Origin of the sequence: Bacillus pumilus, from assembly GCF_009937765.1 — a bacterium.
GTDB classification, from domain to species: domain Bacteria; phylum Bacillota; class Bacilli; order Bacillales; family Bacillaceae; genus Bacillus; species Bacillus pumilus_O.
Genome location: NZ_CP047089.1, coordinates 530116 through 550567 on the forward strand (window position 1 = coordinate 530116; position 20452 = coordinate 550567).

At 43.1% G+C, this 20452-nt stretch carries 24 protein-coding genes; 1 reads left to right on the forward strand and 23 read right to left on the reverse strand.

Going from position 1 to position 20452, the window contains the following annotated elements; translation table 11 throughout:
- Window positions 1-7: 7 nt before the first annotated feature.
- The 4 genes from GPS65_RS02550 to GPS65_RS02560 are packed head-to-tail and all read right to left on the reverse strand — an operon-like array spanning window position 8 to window position 6256.
- Complete coding sequence (locus tag GPS65_RS02550) at window positions 8-670, reverse strand: LysM peptidoglycan-binding domain-containing protein (RefSeq protein ID WP_144456268.1); 663 nt, start codon at window positions 668-670, stop codon at window positions 8-10.
- Window positions 663-5627 carry a transglycosylase SLT domain-containing protein gene (locus GPS65_RS02555; protein ID WP_144456270.1) on the reverse strand — a complete coding sequence of 1655 codons (4965 nt, stop codon included), beginning with the start codon at window positions 5625-5627 and terminating at the stop codon, window positions 663-665. The genes GPS65_RS02550 and GPS65_RS02555 overlap by 8 nt, the downstream gene beginning before the upstream one ends.
- Window positions 5628-5630: 3 nt before the next feature.
- Window positions 5631-5783, reverse strand: coding sequence for a hypothetical protein (locus tag GPS65_RS19810; protein ID WP_391509245.1), 153 nt, complete (start codon window positions 5781-5783; stop codon window positions 5631-5633).
- Window positions 5784-5806: 23 nt separating this feature from the next.
- Window positions 5807-6256, reverse strand: coding sequence for a phage tail assembly chaperone (locus GPS65_RS02560; RefSeq protein ID WP_144456272.1), 450 nt, complete (start codon window positions 6254-6256; stop codon window positions 5807-5809).
- A 185-nt stretch (window positions 6257-6441) separates the two neighbouring features.
- On the opposite strand from GPS65_RS02560, the gene GPS65_RS19815 reads away from it, so the two are divergent.
- Window positions 6442-6522 (forward strand): putative holin-like toxin, encoded by an 81-nt coding sequence (locus GPS65_RS19815; RefSeq protein ID WP_391509976.1) that lies wholly within the window; start codon window positions 6442-6444, stop codon window positions 6520-6522.
- A 219-nt stretch (window positions 6523-6741) separates the two neighbouring features.
- Here GPS65_RS19815 and GPS65_RS02570 read toward each other — a convergent pair whose 3' ends face one another.
- The 19 genes from GPS65_RS02570 to GPS65_RS02660 form a co-directional block, all read right to left on the reverse strand.
- The gene (locus GPS65_RS02570) at window positions 6742-7185 is read right to left on the reverse strand and encodes a phage tail tube protein (RefSeq protein ID WP_044139480.1); all 444 of its coding nucleotides are present in this window, start codon (window positions 7183-7185) and stop codon (window positions 6742-6744) included.
- A 1-nt stretch (window position 7186) separates the two neighbouring features.
- Complete coding sequence (locus tag GPS65_RS02575) at window positions 7187-8533, reverse strand: phage tail sheath family protein (protein WP_144456276.1); 1347 nt, start codon at window positions 8531-8533, stop codon at window positions 7187-7189.
- Window positions 8534-8535: 2 nt separating this feature from the next.
- Window positions 8536-8733 (reverse strand): YqzN/YkzM domain-containing protein, encoded by a 198-nt coding sequence (locus tag GPS65_RS02580; RefSeq protein WP_144456424.1) that lies wholly within the window; start codon window positions 8731-8733, stop codon window positions 8536-8538.
- A 13-nt stretch (window positions 8734-8746) separates the two neighbouring features.
- Window positions 8747-9202 carry a phage tail terminator family protein gene (locus tag GPS65_RS02585; protein WP_144456278.1) on the reverse strand — a complete coding sequence of 152 codons (456 nt, stop codon included), beginning with the start codon at window positions 9200-9202 and terminating at the stop codon, window positions 8747-8749.
- A gap of 4 nt (window positions 9203-9206) precedes the next feature.
- A complete protein-coding gene (locus GPS65_RS02590; RefSeq protein WP_144456280.1) occupies window positions 9207-9713 on the reverse strand; it encodes an HK97 gp10 family phage protein in 507 nt (168 codons plus the stop codon).
- A complete protein-coding gene (locus GPS65_RS02595; RefSeq protein WP_144456282.1) occupies window positions 9710-10066 on the reverse strand; it encodes a DUF3599 family protein in 357 nt (118 codons plus the stop codon). The genes GPS65_RS02590 and GPS65_RS02595 overlap by 4 nt, the downstream gene beginning before the upstream one ends.
- The gene (yqbG, locus tag GPS65_RS02600) at window positions 10063-10455 is read right to left on the reverse strand and encodes a protein YqbG (protein WP_144456284.1); all 393 of its coding nucleotides are present in this window, start codon (window positions 10453-10455) and stop codon (window positions 10063-10065) included. The genes GPS65_RS02595 and yqbG overlap by 4 nt, the downstream gene beginning before the upstream one ends.
- Window positions 10456-10460: 5 nt before the next feature.
- Window positions 10461-10811 (reverse strand): YqbF domain-containing protein, encoded by a 351-nt coding sequence (locus GPS65_RS02605; protein WP_144456286.1) that lies wholly within the window; start codon window positions 10809-10811, stop codon window positions 10461-10463.
- Between the two features lie 5 nt (window positions 10812-10816).
- Window positions 10817-11746, reverse strand: a complete 930-nt coding sequence (locus GPS65_RS02610) for a phage major capsid protein (protein WP_144469010.1) — start codon at window positions 11744-11746, stop codon at window positions 10817-10819.
- A gap of 22 nt (window positions 11747-11768) precedes the next feature.
- The gene (locus GPS65_RS02615) at window positions 11769-12920 is read right to left on the reverse strand and encodes an XkdF-like putative serine protease domain-containing protein (RefSeq protein WP_144469011.1); all 1152 of its coding nucleotides are present in this window, start codon (window positions 12918-12920) and stop codon (window positions 11769-11771) included.
- A 1-nt stretch (window position 12921) separates the two neighbouring features.
- Window positions 12922-13839, reverse strand: coding sequence for a phage minor head protein (locus GPS65_RS02620; RefSeq protein WP_144469012.1), 918 nt, complete (start codon window positions 13837-13839; stop codon window positions 12922-12924).
- Complete coding sequence (locus tag GPS65_RS02625) at window positions 13836-15365, reverse strand: phage portal protein (protein WP_144469013.1); 1530 nt, start codon at window positions 15363-15365, stop codon at window positions 13836-13838. The genes GPS65_RS02620 and GPS65_RS02625 overlap by 4 nt, the downstream gene beginning before the upstream one ends.
- On the reverse strand, window positions 15362-16666 hold the full coding sequence (locus GPS65_RS02630; protein ID WP_161985486.1) for a PBSX family phage terminase large subunit: 1305 nt from the start codon (window positions 16664-16666) through the stop codon (window positions 15362-15364). The genes GPS65_RS02625 and GPS65_RS02630 overlap by 4 nt, the downstream gene beginning before the upstream one ends.
- A gap of 8 nt (window positions 16667-16674) precedes the next feature.
- Window positions 16675-17559 carry a phage terminase small subunit gene (terS, locus tag GPS65_RS02635; RefSeq protein WP_144470966.1) on the reverse strand — a complete coding sequence of 295 codons (885 nt, stop codon included), beginning with the start codon at window positions 17557-17559 and terminating at the stop codon, window positions 16675-16677.
- A 46-nt stretch (window positions 17560-17605) separates the two neighbouring features.
- The gene (locus GPS65_RS02640) at window positions 17606-17854 is read right to left on the reverse strand and encodes a hypothetical protein (protein WP_161985312.1); all 249 of its coding nucleotides are present in this window, start codon (window positions 17852-17854) and stop codon (window positions 17606-17608) included.
- 137 nt (window positions 17855-17991) lie between these two features.
- Window positions 17992-19020, reverse strand: a complete 1029-nt coding sequence (locus GPS65_RS02645) for a DNA cytosine methyltransferase (RefSeq protein ID WP_161985313.1) — start codon at window positions 19018-19020, stop codon at window positions 17992-17994.
- An 8-nt stretch (window positions 19021-19028) separates the two neighbouring features.
- A complete protein-coding gene (locus GPS65_RS02650) occupies window positions 19029-19547 on the reverse strand; it encodes a ParB N-terminal domain-containing protein (RefSeq protein WP_144470961.1) in 519 nt (172 codons plus the stop codon).
- A gap of 56 nt (window positions 19548-19603) precedes the next feature.
- Window positions 19604-19948, reverse strand: a complete 345-nt coding sequence (locus GPS65_RS02655; protein ID WP_144456300.1) for a structural protein — start codon at window positions 19946-19948, stop codon at window positions 19604-19606.
- A gap of 136 nt (window positions 19949-20084) precedes the next feature.
- A complete protein-coding gene (locus GPS65_RS02660; RefSeq protein ID WP_144470959.1) occupies window positions 20085-20375 on the reverse strand; it encodes a spore coat protein in 291 nt (96 codons plus the stop codon).
- Window positions 20376-20452 lie beyond the last annotated feature (77 nt).

Below are 20452 nucleotides of genomic sequence, written 5' to 3' on the forward strand. Positions count from 1 at the left end.
AGCCCCCCTATTGTGGTATTTTTAATTTTTGACCAGGGAAAATCCAATGCCCTGGTTGTCTAATATTGCGTCTACTTCGTTTGATCATCGCGGCTTTATTCGCATTCCAAATGCGGCGCCACTTTGTGCTATCACCATAGAAACGACCAGAAATATCCCACAAGGTATCGCCCTTTTTAACAGTGTACACTTTTGGTGCGCCTTTTGAGCTTCGTTTTTTGCTGCTCTTTTTGGCTTTCCGTTTAATTTTTCTAGGTGATGCGGTTTTGTATTCTTTCAGCTGCAGCGTGAATTCTCGATCACCAATATCATAAGTACCTTCGCTATGGTTAAAACTCTCTATGCTGCATTGCATATTGATTTTGGTTCCAGTAACGATAAAGCGTACAGGCTTCTTTGAACGCATCATTCGTTCTATTTTCGCTATCGCATTCTCTGGTGATGGAATGCTTTTATATTCAGCGATCGGTGTATACTTCTTCGGAAAAAAGGCTGTAAATGAAATTTGGCGAGCCCCTGGTACATCCAAGAATGTGAGCTCGCCAAATTTAGATACTTTAATAGATTCATTTTGTACGTTATTGTTCAGTTCAAGTTTTTCAGGAAGAACAGGGAATCGTAGTTTGTCCTTCCCTTGCGAAATCCACAATTGATATTTTGATTTAGCCATCGATCACGACTCCCTTCGTTCCTGTGTTGATTTCTACTTCTAGTTCTTCAGCTATTGATCGTTTGATCTTATCAACAAGTGAATCTTCATCTTGTCCATTATGGAAGTGCTGATCACCGTTAAAATTGATAATGACTTGTTTTGATCCACCAGAAGCAGACGGTGCATTCGTTGTGCCAGCTGTTACTGTTTGCACCTGCCCTTGTGAAAGTTCAGATGATGCAGAGTTGGCCGGATCGTATACGTCCATTCCTAAAGCCTGTGCAGCTTGCGCCAACAAGTAACGGCCACGTATGCCTCGTTCTTCAGGAATAATCCATTCACGCTTGTTTCCTTCACCGATTCTAGCAACCTGCTCTTGCGTGATTAGACCACCGTTTGCATACCCCTTATATGGTCCACCGTTTCTCATACTTCTTAATCCAGGCGTGTTAAAGACTGTCCCATATCTGCCCTTAATGTAGTTAATTGCTGCTACGGCATTATGAATTGGGTTCCAGATGTCATTCATGCCTTTGCCTTTATTAGAATTAAACGTCGGTCCAATGGTTTGCATTAAACCTTTAGACGGTGTTCCCTTTTTGGCGTTGGAATCCCATAAGTTGATTGCTCTCGGATTTCCATTTGATTCATGCTGCGCGATGGTCATCAAACCAGGTAGCCAGCTCATCGATGTGCCAGTTGCCATTAGAGCAGCCATGAGCCATTGCTGAACACTAAGACCTGAAGCCCCCATACCACTGAATGCACCGATTAATGAACCAGCCTGATTTTCAGCAAACTTTTTCACATCAACTGAATCGAGTCCTTTGACGACACCGATCGATGCAAATTTTCCAAGACTCATCATGACGCGTGAAGGGGAATGAATGTCTAGCTCTTCGCGGAAGGCTTGCTCCACTTTCTTGGCCATGTCCTTGGCTGCTTGTGTCACTTCGCTTCCTTTGGAACGCATGCCGCTGTTAAATGCGTCAACCAGTCCAGCTCCCCATGTAGGAGACTCTTGACGAGCGGATAAGAAAGGTTGTCTTACATTTTGATCTAAGAACTGACCTGTGCCAGTTGGTGTCATGTTTTGACCTGAGGCAAATCCAGTGACAGTTTGTGCTCCGTAGAGCGGTGTTGATGCCTGAATTTGAGTAAATGGTTGTTTGATATTAGCTTGTTTCCACTGTTCAAGTGAAACGACTTTGCTATTTAATCCTTTTTCAAATTCAGTGCTAAACTGTTCCCCGTATTTAGAAGCGTTGCCGGTCTCACCAATTGATACCGATCCACTTGTAGAAGTGGAAACTGATGCAGCTGCAGCCGGTCTCATAGGAGAAGATGAACCAGCTTGGGAAGTAGGTGAAGCGCCGTTTGGCACTACCGACATTCCGAGGTGTGATGCAGCCTGAGCAAGAAGCATTTTTCCTCTGCCTTTGTTGTTTTCAGTTGGGATGACAAACTCTTTTCCTGCTTCTCCGATCCACGAAATTGTTGGCTTTGTAATATATCCACCGGTGGCGTTGTTATCTGGAATAGGAATTTGTTTGACACCTGTTTTTTCTTCACCTTTTCCAATAAAGAAATCAACAACCTTCCCACTAACTTCTTTAATTTTACCGACTACTTTTCCTATAACGCCAAAGATGCCATCCCATGTCTTTTTTAAAGTTGTTGCAAAGTCTTGCAACGGGGAAAACACATATTTTTCAAACCATGAACTCGCAACTTTCCAGATACCCTTGATCGTTCTCCATGCTTCATCGAATTTTGTTGACACAAAGGAGATTGCTGGCTCTGCATACTTTTTGTATGGCTGCCATACGTACTCATCAAACCAACCGGCAAGCACCACCCATGATGTTTTAATCCGGTTCCAGGTACTGTTAAATTGGTTCCAGATAAACATGATGGCTGGCAAAGCATATGTTTTAAATGGCTGCCAGACGTTTTCATCAAACCAAGTTGATAGGGTTACCCAAGTCTCCTGAATCCAATTCCACGTATTTTTAAACAACACCCACACAATCATGATCGCTGGAAGTGCGTATAGTTTAAATGGCTCCCATACGTTTTCATTAAACCAAGCAGAAAATGCACTCCAAGTCTCCTGAATCCAATTCCATGTATCATCAAGTTTGTTCCATATCACTCCGACGGCCTCTACTGCATATTGACCAAATGGCTCCCATACATTTTCATTGAACCAAGTTGATGCTGCTCCCCAGATGGCACTAATCAATTCCCATCCCACAACAAAAACACCAACTACAAAGTTGATGATCGGTACTGCAAAGTTATAAATCGGCAGCCACACGTTATTATTGAACCATGAAGAAAGCTGACCCCATTTCTCTGTGATCCAGTTCCATGTATCACTGAAGAATGTCGTAATAGGGTTTAAAACATTATCATTAAACCAACCGGAAAAAGTGCTCCATGTTTCTTTAATCCATTGGACTGCATTCTCTGCACCTTTGACAAGCTCATCCCATTTCTTCTTGATGGTCCCGTCATCAAACATTTTGCCAATCCAGTTACCGAGATCGCCACCAAAGATGCTGCCTAATACTCCACCGATCGCTGTTCCAATTCCAGGCGCGATCAATGTACCAAGTGCAGCTCCACCGATACCACCGCCCAGATTACCAGCAAACCCACCGATCTTTTCACCTTTGTTGTCATTGTTCATGCCGATTAATTCGGTGGCTGCAATAAGAGTGCCGAGAATAGGAATACGTTTTCCGATGCTCTTTGCACCTTTACCGATACTCCCCAATAATCCACCACCGCCACGCCCTTGGTTTGGTGTGGTTGGTCTTACTGGCTCACCTCTATTGATCCAAGGTTGACGATATTCAGGTGGTCTTGGGTTCCTTGGTGGTCTTGTTCCTCCAATTCCGCCAATTATACCGCCGCTTGTTCCTGGTCCTAATCCTCCGTTTAAACCTTTGCCCCATTTGAAGAGTGCAAATGCTCCTGAAAGAATGGATTTAAGCGGCTTTAATAACGTGGCCACTTTTCCAAGGAATGCGAGCGCAAATGCATTGGCAATCAAAGCACCAGCAATTGAGCCTTCTCCTGTGAGAGCATTCAAGTTGATCTCACCGATCTTCTTGGTGATACGAATACCTAATTGCGCTGGATCAAGAGCTTCTAAAAAGGATTCAATGAAAATACGCCCTGCTTTGGCTCCTGCATCAGTGAAACTGTCCTCGGATGATTTGTCATCAATACCAAGTAGACCGTTGATCACACCGTTTATGATGCCACCGTAAGTCTTCCCGACATTCTCGGCCATTTTGAAAAGACCAGGCTTTCCTGTCTTTTCCCACCATTGGCCAAAAACATCTTTCGTATTATCAAGGACGAGCTTCCACCGAGTTTCAAAGTCCATTTTCCTGTATTTTTCTAGCTGTTCAAAATGTTTCTTCAGCTTAGGGTTGTCCTTAAACTTGACCTTCAGTTCCTGTGTCTGTTTTTTGGTTAACTTCTCACCAGGAAACAAGATTTTGAACTGATCACCAATAAATCCGAAAACACTCTTTGTCGGATCAAGGAAGCTGTTAGCAAATTTCTTACCCGCCTTTTCAGCTTTGTTTGATAGATCGGTCAGCACGAAGGAATATTCTCCACGCCATGTTCTGAACGCTTCGAGAGCGGGTTGGAACGCAGCTGCAAGTCCTTTACCCCAAGGCATAAGAATGCTGTTATTAATGAATGATTTGACACCGAGGAATAAGTTGGCCAAGTTATCGGACATTTTGATCATCATGTCATTGTATTTGCCAAACTCTTTTGTTACTTCTGGCCAAGTTTTATTTATGTCCTTGCCGCTCTTTGCAAGTTTTTCGAGCTTACCCCTGGCATCACCAGAGATCGCCCCCATTTCTTGAAGAGCAGCCGTTGCGTCACCGATAGGACGCCCCGATTTAATGCCGTCATATAAACGCCCCATCCATAGCGCAACTTCGGAAAACGGTCGTTGAACACCTGCAGCAACATCCCCGACTAGCTTCATTCCTTCAGTCGTAGAAAGGGCATTGCCCGTAAATACTTGGAGGACGCGAGATGACTCGAAAATCTCATCACGAGTAAATGGCGTTTGACCAGCAAAAGCTGTCAGCTCGTCCAGACGTGCATCTGCTTTCCCTCTGCTGCCTAAGAGAGTTTCAAAAGCCGTGGTCATGTTCTGACGATCTGCAACCATTTTGAGCGGTACAACAATACCGCCTGTTGCACCGGCACCGACTCCAAGCAAACCAAGTGTACTGGTGACAGCAGACACGATCCCTCTCAATGGCTTTGTGATTAGGTCAAGGACCTTGATTGTGGTTGTGTAAGTCCGTCCCAAATGGGTATTTGCAAATGAGACAGCTCCACGTACTGGAGCGGTGAAACGGTCGATCGCATTGATCGCCACCCTGTATTCAGTCCCTAACGTGTTCCGTGTATAAGACGCTATACGGCTGACTGTTCGTCGAACCATATCAACGGCTCTAATGGTATAGCTGTATCCCCGGCCAAGCTGACGCGCTGCATATGAAGCAATACGTCTGATCCCTGCGGTTGCACGATCATGGACCGTTATGGCAAACCGTTCTACTTTGCCAAACTTCCGATCGATGTAACGACGCAACCGAACAAGACCTGGTGTTGCCTGATCTTTAATGCGCATCAGCACACTATGAGTACGCGGCATCTTGCGTTGTAAGAAGCCATTGAACTTTCGTAGTGCTTTTGTGGCCAGATCATTTACTTCAATCGTCAGCTGATAAGTTCGAGCAAGATCACGCAAAACAAACCGCTGCACACGTCTTAATGCAATCGTGGCATTGTCTCTTACTCTCAATGTGATTGGCCGCTCTGATCTACGGCGCAATCTATCAAGTCGTTCCATATCTCCTCTAATCAAACGCAATTTACGCGTGATCCGGTCTTGTAAATCAAACCGAGCAGTCAAATGAGCCATGTCTTATCCCCCTTTCTTTGCTTCTTTTTCAAGAACCTCTAGTTTGTGCCTGATAAGTCCAAATAGGAATGCTTTGAATTGCCTTGGCGCTTCATAGACCTCTAAGAGTTCAGACGGGGAGTAATGAAGCTCATGCATGCAGTAATACAGATACACAGCCTCTTTATTCCCGTCCTTTATTAGTTTTTTGCTGCTTCTTCTAAATCTTCAATTTCATCTTCAAAACCGTTGACCTCAATGGCTTTGTTTAACCAGTTCGCATATTCACCGCCGACAGATAGGACACGCTTTGCCACTTCGACTGGATCTTGGGTGCCATATGCCTCACGCAGTTCTTTTGATTTGAAATCAGGGTAAATGGTTGATTCAACCGCAATACGTGCATAGAAGCGTTGAGAATCCAAGTCTTTCACACGTCCACGACCTTTAACATTTTTGAAAGTCGTGTTTTCTTTCTCTAGTTCATCGATACGCTCTGTTGTGATCGCTTTGAATACGAATGGAATCACTTTACCTTCTTTATCAACGAAACGTTTTGAGATAATGGATTTGACCTCTTCCGCTTCTGTTGTTTGTCCTGGCATAAAGAATGAAAGATCATATACGTTGTTTGTTTGTTTTTCGCTCATGTTTAAAAACTCCCTTTGATTTGTTTTTTTGAATACAAAAAAGCACATCCATTTTTTGAATGTGCTTTCCAATCTTTTCATGTATAATATAAATCGTACATATGAACGGCTTACAAGGGCGGTCTGGCTCATCCCCATATAGAAAGGGGGTGATGCTTATGTCAACTTATGAAGCGATTAGTTTAATGATTGCTTTTGGGATTTATACCCTAAGCATTTTGACTTTAGTCGTGGGATTGTTGACACTATTTAAAAAGAAAAAATAGACCTCCCTTGACCTCTACAAAAGTAAAAGGGTAAGTCTATCCTTCAAAAGCATCTAGAGATAAGCCAGCCCTCTTAAAGGGCCTCATTGTACATTGCCAGGATGTTTGCGCATCCTGGCTTCTTTTTATTCTACGCCAGTTGCAAGTTAGATATACCAACCGCAACAAATAATTATATATTTAAGTATATAATTCTACTGTTAATAAATCAAATACGAATTAAAAACTATCCTTCAGCTTTTCAGGAAGATCAAAGTCCTCAAACGTGAAAGGAACCTCTTCTTCTAGCGCTTCTGAATCCACATCAAGCCCCGCGATCTTTGCAGAATCGAAGTTCACATCAAACAATGTGACACGCTCTGTGCCTCGGCCGGATGATTTGTCATCCAGTACAGCTTGAATCGTAAAGTACGGATCTTGTCCCTTCTTCACGTAATTTAACATCAACTGAACGAAACGTGATGTAACCTTATAGAAAGTCGCTGTGCCAGTACCATTTGCACCGGTTGTCTTGTGCCCTGTCATACGACGGCCCATAACGTTAACTTCTGATTTATTCTTCTCCACGTTTGCCTCAAACGTTTTGATGAACGCCATTTCCTCGCCATCGAGGAAAAGACGTCCTTCCTTACCTGAAATGGTATTCTGCGCTTTAAAAGCCATCTTATTTCACCTCTACATTGAAATAGAATTTTTCAGCTGCATCAACAGGTTGAACAGCTAGATCAATCAAGAAACCGTCACGATCTTCATTAAGAGCAATTACGATATCTGTTTCAGAATCAAAGCCTGTAATGCCGCTTCCATCTTGGAGTTGCGTGAGATATTGCGTGATGAGTGTTTTCACCAGCTGCAACCCATCATCAGATGCCGGAATGTCATTGCCATTTGCTTTGCGTAACTTAATCAGATCCTTCAATTCACGTGTGAGATCATTGTTGATCGCATCGAGCACACGAATGATCTTGTTTTTACCGAATGTCTTGTTTTTCTCGGTTGTATAACTTGTCAGAGAGTTGATGTCCTTCTCAACGCTTACTGTGCGATCACGCGCATCAAACGTAAACAAGAATTCGCCTTGTGATAAGCGGTATTCCACTTGATCATTATCAAGGCGTTCTAACGTATCCACAGCCCCTTCATATTCCACAAAGGTTAATGACTGATTGAAGTTTGCGCCTGCAGATGCACCGGCAACCCATGCAGTTGCTTTGGCTGGGGTGATCTCTGTGCCATCTTCTAGCACGACACCGCTTGTGACATTGATAATTCCTTCATGATCAGCTGCGTAGTTAGCCACAACGCCTTGCACCTTACGCCCTTGATCATCACGCAACCGCTTAATGAAAGCCACAAATGTCGCTTTTAACTGCTCGCTAGTGTTATTAGGCAGCGCTATTACGTCAAAGTATTCTGTTTCAGCTTCTTCTAAAAAAGCTGTATAGTCTGCGACACTTGGCACGCCGTTTTTCCCACCGCTTAGTGTTACGCCAGCGGTGATTGTCACTTCACCTTCACCAGAGAACGAAACATATTTGTTTTGCTTCAGCTCTTTGACATCAGTGACAACCTGCTTATCAACAATGTCTGTACCAACGTAAGTCACCACATCACGCTTGGAGCTATCCAATACGTTTTCAGTGACTTGGATCGTGACCTCATTACCTTTCTGTCCGCCATAATTGGCAAGCACATTGAAATTCTCGCTGATCTGAGCCTTTGCAGGTTCGCCTTCATTCAGGCGATAAAGCAAGACTGTTTGTGCTTTTTTCTTCGCTTCTCGGAAAAGAAGCAGTGATTTGTCATCGATGTTTAATCCGACTTTTTTATTTAAGTCCTCCATGCCAGAGATAGAGATGAACGTCTTAGGCTCTCCCCAACTCATTGTGATTGGGAGTGCAACGGTGCCGCGATCACCTAACGTGATACGCTGCTGTGCTGTGGTTTTGAAATTGAAGTAGATACCAGGGCGTTTCTTTTCTGTGCCTGGTGTAAAAGTACCTCCATTCATGCTTAAACCTCCTTAGACAAAAAAGCATCAATCTGCTTCTTTGCTTCTGTTTTTGTAATTGGTTGATCTTTGATATAAAAAAGAGCACCTTCAAGGATTTCAGGCTTTACGCCAAATACTTCCTTGCTGTGCTCTTTCAAGGCTTCAAATGAAAATGCTGCTTCTTTAGGAAGAACCGGAGCGGCTTTCTCTTCTTTCACCTGTGATTCATTTTTATTCTTGGCCACTTTTTATCACCCCATCTGAAAAATTTATGTCATCAAGGCTTGGCTGCGCGTCTCGGTTGTACCAATAGGCACTATCCCATGAGAGGATGATCGTTGCCACACCTTGATCAGCAATCCTTGTTTCAGCCCTCTTAATGCGGACATAATCATCAAGTGGTTCACCTTCTTCACTGACCATCTGAATGATATTCCGATCCGCTGATAAGGCATCAACGATGGTTTCTGCCGCATCATGAGCCTGCCCCGAATCCTTGTGAAACACTTTAATATGCAGCGTGTATGTTTTGAGGAACGTTGTAACAGTATCGTTTTTTGTGTTTGTCCATGCTGCTGGAAAGTACATTGAAGGGACCTGAAACTGTTCAGGAATCTCTTTTTCATATACTTTCACCGGAAACTGCTTGTAACAATAATGCATGATGGAGCCGACTTCTTGATTCATTCCATCACCGCCCAAATTGTTGATCAATCCATTGCTGCAGCTTGCGGTCCAATGATTGTTCAAACATCTGTTCAAAGATGGATAATGCATTATCCCAATAGCCGCTGCCCTCAACCCATTGAAATTTCAAGAGCATCCCTGTTTCGGCATTTGGGTCATATTCAAAACGATCACCAACCCATCTGCCAGGAACCCAACGTCTGTCCTGATTCTTGGAGGGATCAATGGTAAAGTGACCATCGTTTGTGTACGATGCGTATTCTAAGTTGGTCCCTACATCTAGGGTGAGACCGCCACTGCTCATTGAAAAGACGTTTTCTTGGTCTCCCTTTTGGAATGAGTTAAGCAAACGCCGAGCATCCACTGTTTTTGTACGGATAACTTCATCTTGAACGATGTCTAGGAACTCATAACCCATCGCTTCCAACCATTCTTCATATTCAGCTTGCAAGCCGCCATTAACAGCTGCATTCAAATCCTCTATGAACTGATCAAGACCATCAATCCTCATAGGCTTTCACTCCTCATCGCTACCACCTCAATATGATGGTTTTTGATCCGTCTGGGCTTTTGGAGTTTCAATGTCACACCTTCCCATACCACTTTATCGTTCAGGCGGACATCGGCGGTAATAGGAAAATGAACAAGGTACGATTGATGAATGGTTGCGTTTGGCTCCTGCTGTGTGATGTTTTGATTTCTCTCTGTGAAGTAACATGCTTGATCAACTTGATCAGGCTCATCAGGATATGAAAAGACAGGCTGCGCATCTTGAACAGGTATTCCATAGCGATCTTTTGACAGCTGCTCATTCTTTAAGTGGAAAATATCGCATCGATCCGTTAGCAATGATTGATAGCTCATAACGATCTCAACCTCATTCTTACACTTGCCGGATCTTCCGGTGGATCAATTGGCTCAATGAAATCTATCAACAGGTTATACACATCTGGTTTTGATATGGCGTTACCATCTGCCAGTGTATAAGAGTAGTCGCCAATCTTTTCTGACTTGTACCCTTTGATGATTGATTCATCTCCGTTGATCAGCGCAAAGAACTGCGCCATTTTAATCAATGCGATTCTTGCTTTTTCAGGAAGCGGCTGATATTTTTCACTTGTGAAATCATGACCTACGATCTTAAATACCTCAGCTTCAGCCTCAATGATGTCACTTTCCAATAATTCATCTGAGCGGTTTTTTACGCTCTCGAATACGGTATACGCCCTAACTTCTTCAGGAGAGATCAGCATCAGCCTTACTCTCCTGCTTTTTCTTGTTGCTGTTGATGATCGAGGATGAAGGCAATTCTTTCACTCTTATCTTTGAGCTGAGACGGATCGCCGCCAAGATCAATAATAATGGCTTCTTGTTCAGTTTTGTTCATGCCCTTCAATTCAGTTTCAGAGTAGATTTTTGCTTCTTGTGCCGGTTCTTCTTCCTCTTTCATTATATCATCAACAGGAGCTTTCACTTCTTTACAAATGAAAAACTCATTGCCATCGAGATATTGATAAACTTTTTTCTCAATATCCTTAACTTGGTTAACAAGAAAGACATGCCCCATCACAGCGTATGTCTTTCCCTTGATCAAAACCGCTGAATACATGTTGATCACTCCTTGACCTTGATGATCTTAGCAACAGCATCCTCTTCCTCGAATTTGCTGTCGAGCTTCGCAGTCAACACAATGATGAATTTACGTCTACGGATGTCCTTATCAACCTCGATACGAATATTGCGAGAGAAGCCAAGGATAATGTTTTTCGGATGAGTCAATAAGATGTCCGAAACATCTGTGCCGTCCTCTCCCATTTCATATGGCTGCATGTTTGCAATACCTTTGACCGGAACACCGAATGCAGAAGAAAGCCCACCTTGTACAGCCGCATCCCCTAGATTCGTTTGACGATCCGCTACTTTGTCTTTCCATTCAACTTCTTGCCCTGGGGACGTATAGAAGCGGAATTCTTGTGGAATACGCAAATATTTAGATGGAACAGCTTTGTATCCCTGTTTAAACACTTGGCGTGTAAGTGGTTCGCCAGCTACATCTACGATATGGGATTCCGCTTGTTTACGGATACCATCTAGCTGAGCGAGGTAAGCATCAGATGACGCTGTATTACCATTAAGGATCAATTCTTCAATATCAACGGCTGCACGCTCAGCGAGCATTTGCATGATAGTATTTTGTAAATTGTCACCCTCAATATTGTTCTCCAACGTATCATATGTGATATTTACTTCAGCGATGACTTCTTTTGCAGTTAGCTGAACAGTGCTTGTTGTTGGTGCAACTCGATCTTTTGCATCAAGCGCTTTGCCTTCTTCTCCTGCACGCAAGATACGTTGACCAAAACCGATTTTTTCAATCTTTTGCGAATCGCTTTCCATTGGAATGACACGTGCATCTTGCAGCAGGGTTGGTGTGTTTTGCACCATACGAATAAATGTAGATGCTTGCGTCGGATTCATGAGACCGCCTGTCTTTAATGTACCAAGCGTCACTTCCGCTTTGTTAATTACATCTTTATTTCTCACGTTAGTTCCTCCTTTTCTCGGCTTAAAGCAAGCCATCAAATACAGATTTTTGTAAGTCTTGTTGTTGATCTCCTACACCATTACCTTGCGGACGTGCTTTTTCCAGTGCTTCGACTCGTTCAACAACTGGAGCCAATGCCTTTTCTACAGCTGCGGCCATTTCTTTTGCGACCTCTTCATCAATTTGTTTTTCTTGCGGATCAGGTTGCTTCTCGCCTTCTCCTTTTTCAAGGTCATCCAGACGCTTTACAACCGGTGCAATTGTTTCCTCTAGCATCTTTTGCAGATCTTCTTTTTTCACTTCTTCTTCCTCCTTCTCTTCCGCTTGACTTAGCAAGTTGTCAATAGCGGCTCTTGCATTTTTTAGCTCATTCAGGTTAGCAGCTGAAAACTTTTTACCTGCTTTTGCGACTTCTTCAGGTGGATCAGTCTGGATTCCCGCTAAGTCATCAGTAAGCAAAATCTCTTGTGTGATTTCCACAAAATCTTGCAGTGCTGACCTAACCTTGTCAGGATCAGTCTCCAAGTCTTCATCGTCGTAAGAATCCCATTTATACAAAACGGAATTCAGCGCCTCTTGTGCCGCCCAAAACTCACGACGCATGCGGCCTTTGTCGTATCGGTTCTTTACTTCTCCTTTTGATAAAAAGAAGTTTTTGAGCAAAGAAAAAAGCCCCTTCTCTTCAGAAGCTGGCTCACGCTCTTGTTTTCCTATGTCTGCTGTACCGGCCATAGAATATCCGGTGATCTCGCCCTTTTGAATCTGTTCCCAGATTTCATCAGATGCTTTTGTCACAAGGACCCACGAGCCTTTCTTGATAATCTCTTCGCCCATTTCAAAGTCGGAAGGAGCGATATAAGATTCAACGACTTCCCCGACACCGCCCTCAAAATCGTGCTGCTTGTCGATCTCACGTGCATCCTTCAGGAACCCATGAGCGGCTTTTTCGATTTCTTCTGGTGTCATGTAATCCCCATGTGCATCGGCAACGTTTGGTTCGTATACAATACCGTACACAAGACGCTGTGCATCATCAGCTTTGGCAATGACTTTGATTTGTTTTTCAAAGTCATTTTCTTTTTCTGACTTCATAAAAAAGAACTGCTTTTGATTAGCAGCCTTGTCCACGTATGAAACGTGTGTGATCTTCGCATTAATCAATTCGCGTGGCAATTCATTCACCTCCTTTCAAAACAGATTCCCTGATAGCTTCTTTTTCCTCAGCTGACAGTCCTAGAATAACAGGATCAACCACAGGTCCAACCGCACAATGGCAGTTAACCCGCTCTTTTGGCGTGAGTTGTGTATCTCTCGGAAACATACATCGCTCTCCGCTGCCTGGTATCTCGAATTCCTCATCGAGAGGAATGATCGTTCCATCCAGCTGCACATGACTATCCCTCGACTGATTCTTTTTCCCTCCGCTGTGCTTCCACTTCTTCCCCGTTACAGCTGGAGATTGTACATATGATTCATGTTGAGCAACAGAAGAAGCGGTCAACACTTCAGTTATAGCTGTTACACGTGCTCGTTTCCGGCTGAATTCAGGAAGGTCTTTCAGCTCCAGTTCAATCTCTTGGATAGAGCGGCCTTCTTTTATTCCTTCCTTCAACGTTTGCTCAATGGCCGTATGAGTATTCAGCTTCATCAGCTGCGCCAATTCCTGTGACCATGATTCAATCCACTGTTCAGTTTTCTCAGAAAGCACCTTGAAAGGAATATCTGCATCGATGGAATGCATGATCTTCTCAGCCAGCTGCGTGACAGTCAGTGTTAGAAAAACAGCCGTTTCTTTTCCGAACAACTCCGCAAATTCATCTGAAGTGAATAGATCATTATTAAAAAACGCTAGAATTGATTCTAACGTCTCTGAATCATCCTTGGATATAAAACCATTCAGTGCGTTCAAAAACGTCCTGCGTTGCAATCTGAACAATCTAGCGATGGTTTTCTCATAATCCTCCACCAAAGAAGGTATATCCTCCAGTTCAGGGAAATCAGCCACCGCCGCTTTGAGTTCCTCGACTTCATCCGATTCCGCTTTTTGCACAAAGGTATTGATGTTTTTTATCAGCTGATCAATCTTACTCATTTGCGGATCTCCTCTAGTTCATCCCTAAGGTCTTTTAAGAGATGGATCAAATCTTCCTGGGAACCCGCAGACTTCTGAAAAACCGTATCAAGCAAGCTAGTTGATGCCTTTGGCTTCGCTTCAATTGGTCGGTGGTATTCTTCCTCTGGCCATTCTTCTAATGTTTTTCCTAGAATACGGCCAGCCAGATCACGCAGGTCATTCGGTGAAACCGCTCCTGCCTGAATAAACGGTGTAAGAACCTTTGCAATTTCGAGCGGATCACGAAAGTCAGGACCATTTAATATTAGTCGCACATGCCAGAGATCGAGATCAGGAAGAAATAGCGTATTGAGCTTGCCAGTGATGATCATTCTTTCTGGCTGAAATACCTGCTCTTCAGTTGTCTTCCGAGCGGTGTCAGCTGTGGCCTTGTTATAATCCTGTGATTCGCCTGTGTAGATCGGCGGCAGACGGAATGAAGAACGTATCTTGTTTCTCGTCTTCTCATCGTATTCCAAAAAGAGTGCATCCTCCTGAAGAATCTCGGCCAGTGATTTTATTTCAACTTTCACAGGTGCAGGGTCTTCATCATTGCTTACTTCGTCCTTTTTCTTTTTAGGAATCCCTTCGACTTCAAGCAAAAGGAATTTATGTGCATTGTCTGAACCCTCGATGCCATTCATGTACTCTTGCAGCTGTTCATATGATGCTTCAGATAGCATTCCATTCTCTACAGTAATTGCAGCCGGCACATGACGACCTTGTTTAAAGTACAGATAGTTCAGCTCTTCAGCTTTACGCGCACCGTACATATTGACGATGTTACCAATCCAACGAGGAACACCATATGTACCGCTGCCAATCTTAAAGTGGATGACTTCGCTTGCTACAAGTTCAGGGGGAGTTTTTTCGCTATATTCTCCCGTAGCAGCGTTCATTGTTCTTGGATCTCCGTACTCTTTGAAGAATACTTTTTTAGTGTTTATCTGCTGAACATACTTTCTGAACCGCTTCATTCTTTTGAGGGATTTGACTTGACCATGATCTGTATATTTAAAGTCGATCTCGACAGGATCGCCTATCTTACATATTCGCATGTGTTGAGCATCTAAATATTCAATCCCTGCTGGTTGCCCTGTGCCATTACGTAACACTTCAAGAAAGCCATTCCCTGTCCGCTCCCGATCTTCTATCACATATCCTAGAACCACTTCGGCTGCTTCATCATAGTTCATGTATCGCACAAGCTCCTCAAGCCTCGTCCATTCTTTTTCAGCAGCGCCTTTCTTTCCTTCTGGTGCATCCTCAGCGTTGAAATCAAAGACATATTCAATTCCTAAGCCGAAACCTAGAATGTTGGTTTTATACGCATCGATGCATTGCTGAAGAATGGTAGAATACTCAGCTATTTGTTTAAGCTCTGTGATATTGTACGGCGGCTCGATAACGTCATCAGCCTCATAATTAAAGCCATCGTCATGAATTTGTTTGGTAGTTTGAGAGATGTCTGCTTTAAACACAGTTGCTTTCACATGTTTTGTCATAGCCTTCTCATCGACCTCCTTTCTCTGTTTGGACGGACACGCTCTTTAGGCTGCTCTTTCAGATCGGTGACTTCATAGTCATCTAACGCATACCAGATGGCTGAAAAAGTATGTGGGTCAATCTGAAACTCGTCCTCTATGATATTGCCACGCTTGTCTGTCTTGTACGTGAGCGGCTGAAGCTCATAGATCGTGTTTTTGCATGAGTCGGAACAAATGATCTTCTTAAACCGCTTGATCTTCTTGGTATACTGCAAGCGTGATCCCTGAAACTTATGAGCCGGGACCATGTTGTATCCCATCTTGCGGAAATATGCGATTGTCTTTTGTTCGTTGTCTGCCTTTATCAGCTCTTTTGTTTCAATGAACTCTTTCAAGTCCTCAACTGTGACATCATCAGTTTTACCGCGATCGTAATACTCCCAATAGATATATAGATACTTCTTCTCGTGATCGACAGCCAACCTAACCACAGCGTTATATGAATCAACGAAACCAAAGTCCATGCCCGCTCTAAGCAAAGGACGATTGATATTTGAGATGGCCAGCATCACATCTTCATGCGGCTGCACCTCGAATTGTGGCAGAACACGAATTCCGTTTATGCCAAAATGACCTTTTCGGGCAATTCGATAAAGGTCGGGATCGTATTCCTTTAGTTCGTCCAGCTGCTTGATATAGCTCACAGGTAGAAATAGGTTATCTTCTGCCGTCGAGTGGTGATAGTACGTATCGTTGATAGCGATCGTTCGCTCTTTGTATAACCTTTCATCGTCCAGGATAAATCGGTTATTTTGATCGTCCTTAAAGAAATGTCTGTACGTCCAATTATCCTGACCGACAGGGTTCGTTGATAGGATCATGTGTAAATCCATAGTCGGGTGACGCAAACGACCAAGCAGCTCCTTGAATCCCTCATACTTCACTTCTGAACATTCTTCAATCCATATGATCGAGATGTTGTTGATCGACTTCAGCTTGGCGGGCTTGTCCAACCCTTTGAAAATGATCCGGCTCCCGTTATGGAATTTAAGCATGAGCGGTGATGTCCGGCATTGAATGACATGATCGAGGCCAAGATCATTCACGATCTCTTCAAATAAAGAAAACGTGGAATCTCTGTGCGTATCATAGACTTCACGAATAACCAGGGCTGTTCTCTTTTCATCTAGCAACTTTAAGATGAGCTTCAGGGCAATATGATAGCTTTTAGATGAACCGTAACCACCCACTAGGAACTGAAACTTCAGTTCCCAGTCAAAGAGAAAATCTTCAAAGTGTGGATTGACTTCCTTCTCCATCAGTTGCATCAGCCATCACCTTTTTTCTTTGCTCTCTTTATAGTAATTTGAACCGAATCATCGACAGGTCGAGCGGTGATTCGCTCCAGCTCTGCCTCTCTCGTTCGGTTTGCAAGATCAAGGCCACGCAGCCTCAATTCATGCTCTGACATAGTTTTCATAATGTCGTGTTTCTGCCTAATGGCTTTAAGACGCTTGTCTGTTACTCGCGTCAATGCTTCCTCTATTTCAAGGATGCGGTCAATCACAGGTAATTGAGTTTCTTCCACCTCAGTGACTACAAGACGCTCATTGATAATCGGAACGTATTTGACAACACCATTCTCACTTGTGGATGGTGCAACGTCTTTTGTCTTCCTAAGTTGCTGAAGAACACGTCGCTGATTATCGGTTAAACCATTTTCATACTTCATGATCCTGTGCATCATGCGCCGCTCTCGAATACTAAGCTCTCGTATGGTCAATTCAATTTGATAGAGCGGATCGGTCTCGATCTGCTCAAAGAGTTCCTTTTCTGTGTCGTCCATGTAATCGAACATAATTGATTCAAATTCACCTGTTCGCACAGAATTTCTGTTTCCTTTTGGAGCACCACCAGTATTCCCTTTAGCGTTTTGGTTACCAGGTGGAGCTTTACCGCCTTTATTCCCTTTGGCATTTTTACTGCCTTTTGGAGCACCAGGGCGTTTAGTAACGTTACCATTGGTTTTCTCTTTTGGTTTAGTAACGTTACCATTCAATTTCTCATCCCAAAAGTCTTGGTTCTTCCATTTGCGGATAAGCGTTTGAGAACACTCTAATTCTTCAGCAATGTCTTTCAGTAAGCGGGTTCCATTGCTTTTCTTCCACAACTGGAATGCCTGATCTCTTTTGGGATTTCGCGGTCTAGCCATTACATATCACCCACCTCCGAGCTATTGAATTAAGTTTGAGTTGTTTTTAAATTTCATCGTTTTTCAGCAGGTACATTTCTAGCTCAATGAGTTTTTTCAGATCTTCCACAGTAGTCAATTTTATGTTTCCTGCTTTAAAATCTCTGACCCATTGAGAGATTCCAGCTTGAGCGATTTTACGATAATTTTCTTTTGATTTATCAATACCTTCAGCCTGTTCAGCTTGAAGAATCATAAGCATTTCCGTCTTTTCTTCGTCAGAAAGGGAACGTTTGTTTGTATTCCCTGTTGTCATTCTCCCTGTCCTCCATTACAATAGTGGATGAGAGCGTGATATTTTCCCACAAACGCGGCCGCGTCTTGATCACGCTCTTAGGCAGGGAGTTTCTTTCTTTGCCTTTGAAGGGAGGGTGTTGTCAGCACCCTCTTTTTTTATTTAAACCATTGCAAATGTATCTGTTCTGCGATCCGTTTCATCATCACTGGCGGTACGCTCATCCCGCAGACATACTGCACTGAAGCGTCCATAAAGTCATAATCCAGTGGGAAAGATTGCATCAGGATAATATCCCTTTCAGAGATATAATAAGGCTCATCATATCTAATAAAGACAGAACCGCTTGCTAGTGTTGGCGGAACTAAACTGTTTTTAACTAATACTGTATTAAAATTCCGCTCTTTACCTTCTGTTCGTTTAGTGATGTCTCCAATGTTGCCATCGGACGGACGCCGCTTAATCCATCTTTTATATGTTTTACTTGATTCATTTAGCCTTGATCCATGTCCACTTCTAAACTCTCCATATGTGACCGGTGGTTCATTGAAAGCCAATTTCAACGGTGGCAGATTCAGGTCCTTTCTACGGCCAATAAAAAAGACCCGCTCTCTTCTTTGCGGGACTCCCATTGTGGCCGCGTTCAGCAAGAACAGCTGAACTTCATACCCGATTTCTTTTGCTCGCTCAATGACAAGTTTCACATACCCCTTTGCTTTTCCTTTGATCATGCCGCTTACGTTCTCGGCTACAAAGGTTTTGGGCTGCAAACGTTCTACAGCATCCAGGTAATGAAAGAACAGATCATCTAGTTTTTGGACAGCTTGTCCCTCTCTGAACGCTTTTTCTTTTCCCCAATCCTCTTCTCTTTTTCCGGCCGTTGAAAACACGCTGCATGGCGGCGATCCATCGAACACATCAAGATTCTTTAGTTCTTCAGGAAGATCGGAGAGTGGGATCTGGTTAAACTCTCGAATGTCCATGAAATAAGGGTATTTCGGCTTGTGATTCTTTTTATAGATTTTCATCATTTGCGGATCGATCTCACAGTTTCCCAGCAATTCAAACCCTGCTAATTTGTAGCCCATTGAGGAGCCACCACCGCACGAGAATGTACTGAACACTTTCAACCCATTGGAAGGGATGTTTTTAAGATCACTCAATTTCCATCTATAGTTCATGTTCATGCTGCCACCTACTCATTAAAAGAGAATCCGCACTTAGGACATGTATGCTCAAATTGGTCATCTCCATATTCATCAAGATCGATCTCATGACTCTCAGATACTGCTCCACCTTGACCTGTATGTTCCAAATCATTCAGAACATCCTCTAATTCTGCGTCACTGAATCCAGTTAGGCTTAGATCATATCCAGATCCCTCTAAATCCTTCAGCAGTTCAGTAAGTTTATACTCATCCCATTCACCGTCTATCTTATTCAATGCGATATTCAGTGCTTTTTCATCTTGTTCATTAAGCGATACAACTGATACAGGAATATCATTTGGATTTTCCTCCATCAATACTTTGAAACGTTGGTGACCTCCTACAAGGTGACCTGTCCGTTCATTCCATACTAAGGGATCAATGTATCCAAATTTTTTTATTGAGTTTTTCAGAGAGTCGTATTCTGGATCTCCTGGCTGCAGATCGATGCGGGGGTTATATGGTGATGGGTTAATTTTATGTACGGGAATTGTTTTGATATTCATCGCTGTTTCCTCCTACTAAAAACAAATGATGCCGCCCAGGAGGCGGCATCAGCTGCTTACTTGATGTAAAATTCGTTTGTGTAGAATGTACCGACTGTTGCAACATGATTGCCCTTTTTGTCGTAACGTTCCACATCAACTTTAAAGCGATAAGTGCCTTTTTTGTTACCTAGTGATTCCTTAATATCGAATTCATCGTACTGTTTCTCTGCTGGGTTCAGCGGGTTAGGTGAATTCGTTTTAATCGTAACCCATTTCCCCGCAACTTTTCGTTGAGGAATAAGGTTTGGCCCACAAAGGTAATCATTGTGATTCTGAACCGCAACAACCACAACCTTGTCCTTTCCTAAAATGTGATTCGCTTTTTTTGGATTAGCAGATACACCAAATTTTGATGCCATGCTCATCATCTCCCTTTTTATATTTTTGCGCTCCTATCCCTCACCAAAGCACGTGCAGCCATACACCCAAAAAGATGACTATTCCCATAACAAAAACGCCCCAGAGGGACGCTCAATATAAAAGTAAGATTCAATTTTATCTATTCACACGACGACAACAAGGATTTTTCAAGTCACTTCCACAATCGTACTCTTCAACACAGCACTCATTCTCATACGATTCTGTCACTGGATAAAAATTCTCAATTTTTTTGATGTGTTTATTCACATTTGTAATATGAGTTGGATGAATTCGTCTGATTGTATTCTCACTAGTTGTTTTTTTGACGATATGACGTGTTGGTGAAACAATTGTTTCGTCCTTACAATTACAATGCTTTCTCCTACGAGAACCAAAGAAAAAATCGTCCATTCTGTTGCGGCTCATATCAACACCCTTTCAACAGTTTTGACTTTCATCACAGCATATGAAAAAATAGTCAGATTGTCCTCCACAAGTATCAT

Bases quoted from the DNA above. Each gene is read 5' to 3' on its own strand.
- GPS65_RS02550 (WP_144456268.1), bottom strand. From the start codon at position 670: ATGGCTAAATCAAAATATCAATTGTGGATTTCGCAAGGGAAGGACAAA.
- GPS65_RS02555 (WP_144456270.1), bottom strand. From the start codon at position 5,627: ATGGCTCATTTGACTGCTCGGTTTGATTTACAAGACCGGATCACGCGT.
- GPS65_RS02560 (WP_144456272.1), bottom strand. From the start codon at position 6,256: ATGAGCGAAAAACAAACAAACAACGTATATGATCTTTCATTCTTTATG.
- GPS65_RS19815 (WP_391509976.1), top strand. From the start codon at position 6,442: ATGATTGCTTTTGGGATTTATACCCTAAGCATTTTGACTTTAGTCGTG.
- GPS65_RS02570 (WP_044139480.1), bottom strand. From the start codon at position 7,185: ATGGCTTTTAAAGCGCAGAATACCATTTCAGGTAAGGAAGGACGTCTT.
- GPS65_RS02575 (WP_144456276.1), bottom strand. From the start codon at position 8,533: ATGAATGGAGGTACTTTTACACCAGGCACAGAAAAGAAACGCCCTGGT.
- GPS65_RS02585 (WP_144456278.1), bottom strand. From the start codon at position 9,202: ATGAATCAAGAAGTCGGCTCCATCATGCATTATTGTTACAAGCAGTTT.
- GPS65_RS02590 (WP_144456280.1), bottom strand. From the start codon at position 9,713: ATGAGGATTGATGGTCTTGATCAGTTCATAGAGGATTTGAATGCAGCT.
- GPS65_RS02595 (WP_144456282.1), bottom strand. From the start codon at position 10,066: ATGAGCTATCAATCATTGCTAACGGATCGATGCGATATTTTCCACTTA.
- yqbG (WP_144456284.1), bottom strand. From the start codon at position 10,455: ATGCTGATCTCTCCTGAAGAAGTTAGGGCGTATACCGTATTCGAGAGC.
- GPS65_RS02605 (WP_144456286.1), bottom strand. From the start codon at position 10,811: ATGTATTCAGCGGTTTTGATCAAGGGAAAGACATACGCTGTGATGGGG.
- GPS65_RS02620 (WP_144469012.1), bottom strand. From the start codon at position 13,839: ATGAGTAAGATTGATCAGCTGATAAAAAACATCAATACCTTTGTGCAA.
- GPS65_RS02625 (WP_144469013.1), bottom strand. From the start codon at position 15,365: ATGACAAAACATGTGAAAGCAACTGTGTTTAAAGCAGACATCTCTCAA.
- GPS65_RS02630 (WP_161985486.1), bottom strand. From the start codon at position 16,666: ATGGAGAAGGAAGTCAATCCACACTTTGAAGATTTTCTCTTTGACTGG.
- terS (WP_144470966.1), bottom strand. From the start codon at position 17,559: ATGGCTAGACCGCGAAATCCCAAAAGAGATCAGGCATTCCAGTTGTGG.
- GPS65_RS02640 (WP_161985312.1), bottom strand. From the start codon at position 17,854: ATGACAACAGGGAATACAAACAAACGTTCCCTTTCTGACGAAGAAAAG.
- GPS65_RS02645 (WP_161985313.1), bottom strand. From the start codon at position 19,020: ATGAACATGAACTATAGATGGAAATTGAGTGATCTTAAAAACATCCCT.
- GPS65_RS02650 (WP_144470961.1), bottom strand. From the start codon at position 19,547: ATGAATATCAAAACAATTCCCGTACATAAAATTAACCCATCACCATAT.
- GPS65_RS02655 (WP_144456300.1), bottom strand. From the start codon at position 19,948: ATGGCATCAAAATTTGGTGTATCTGCTAATCCAAAAAAAGCGAATCAC.
- GPS65_RS02660 (WP_144470959.1), bottom strand. From the start codon at position 20,375: ATGAGCCGCAACAGAATGGACGATTTTTTCTTTGGTTCTCGTAGGAGA.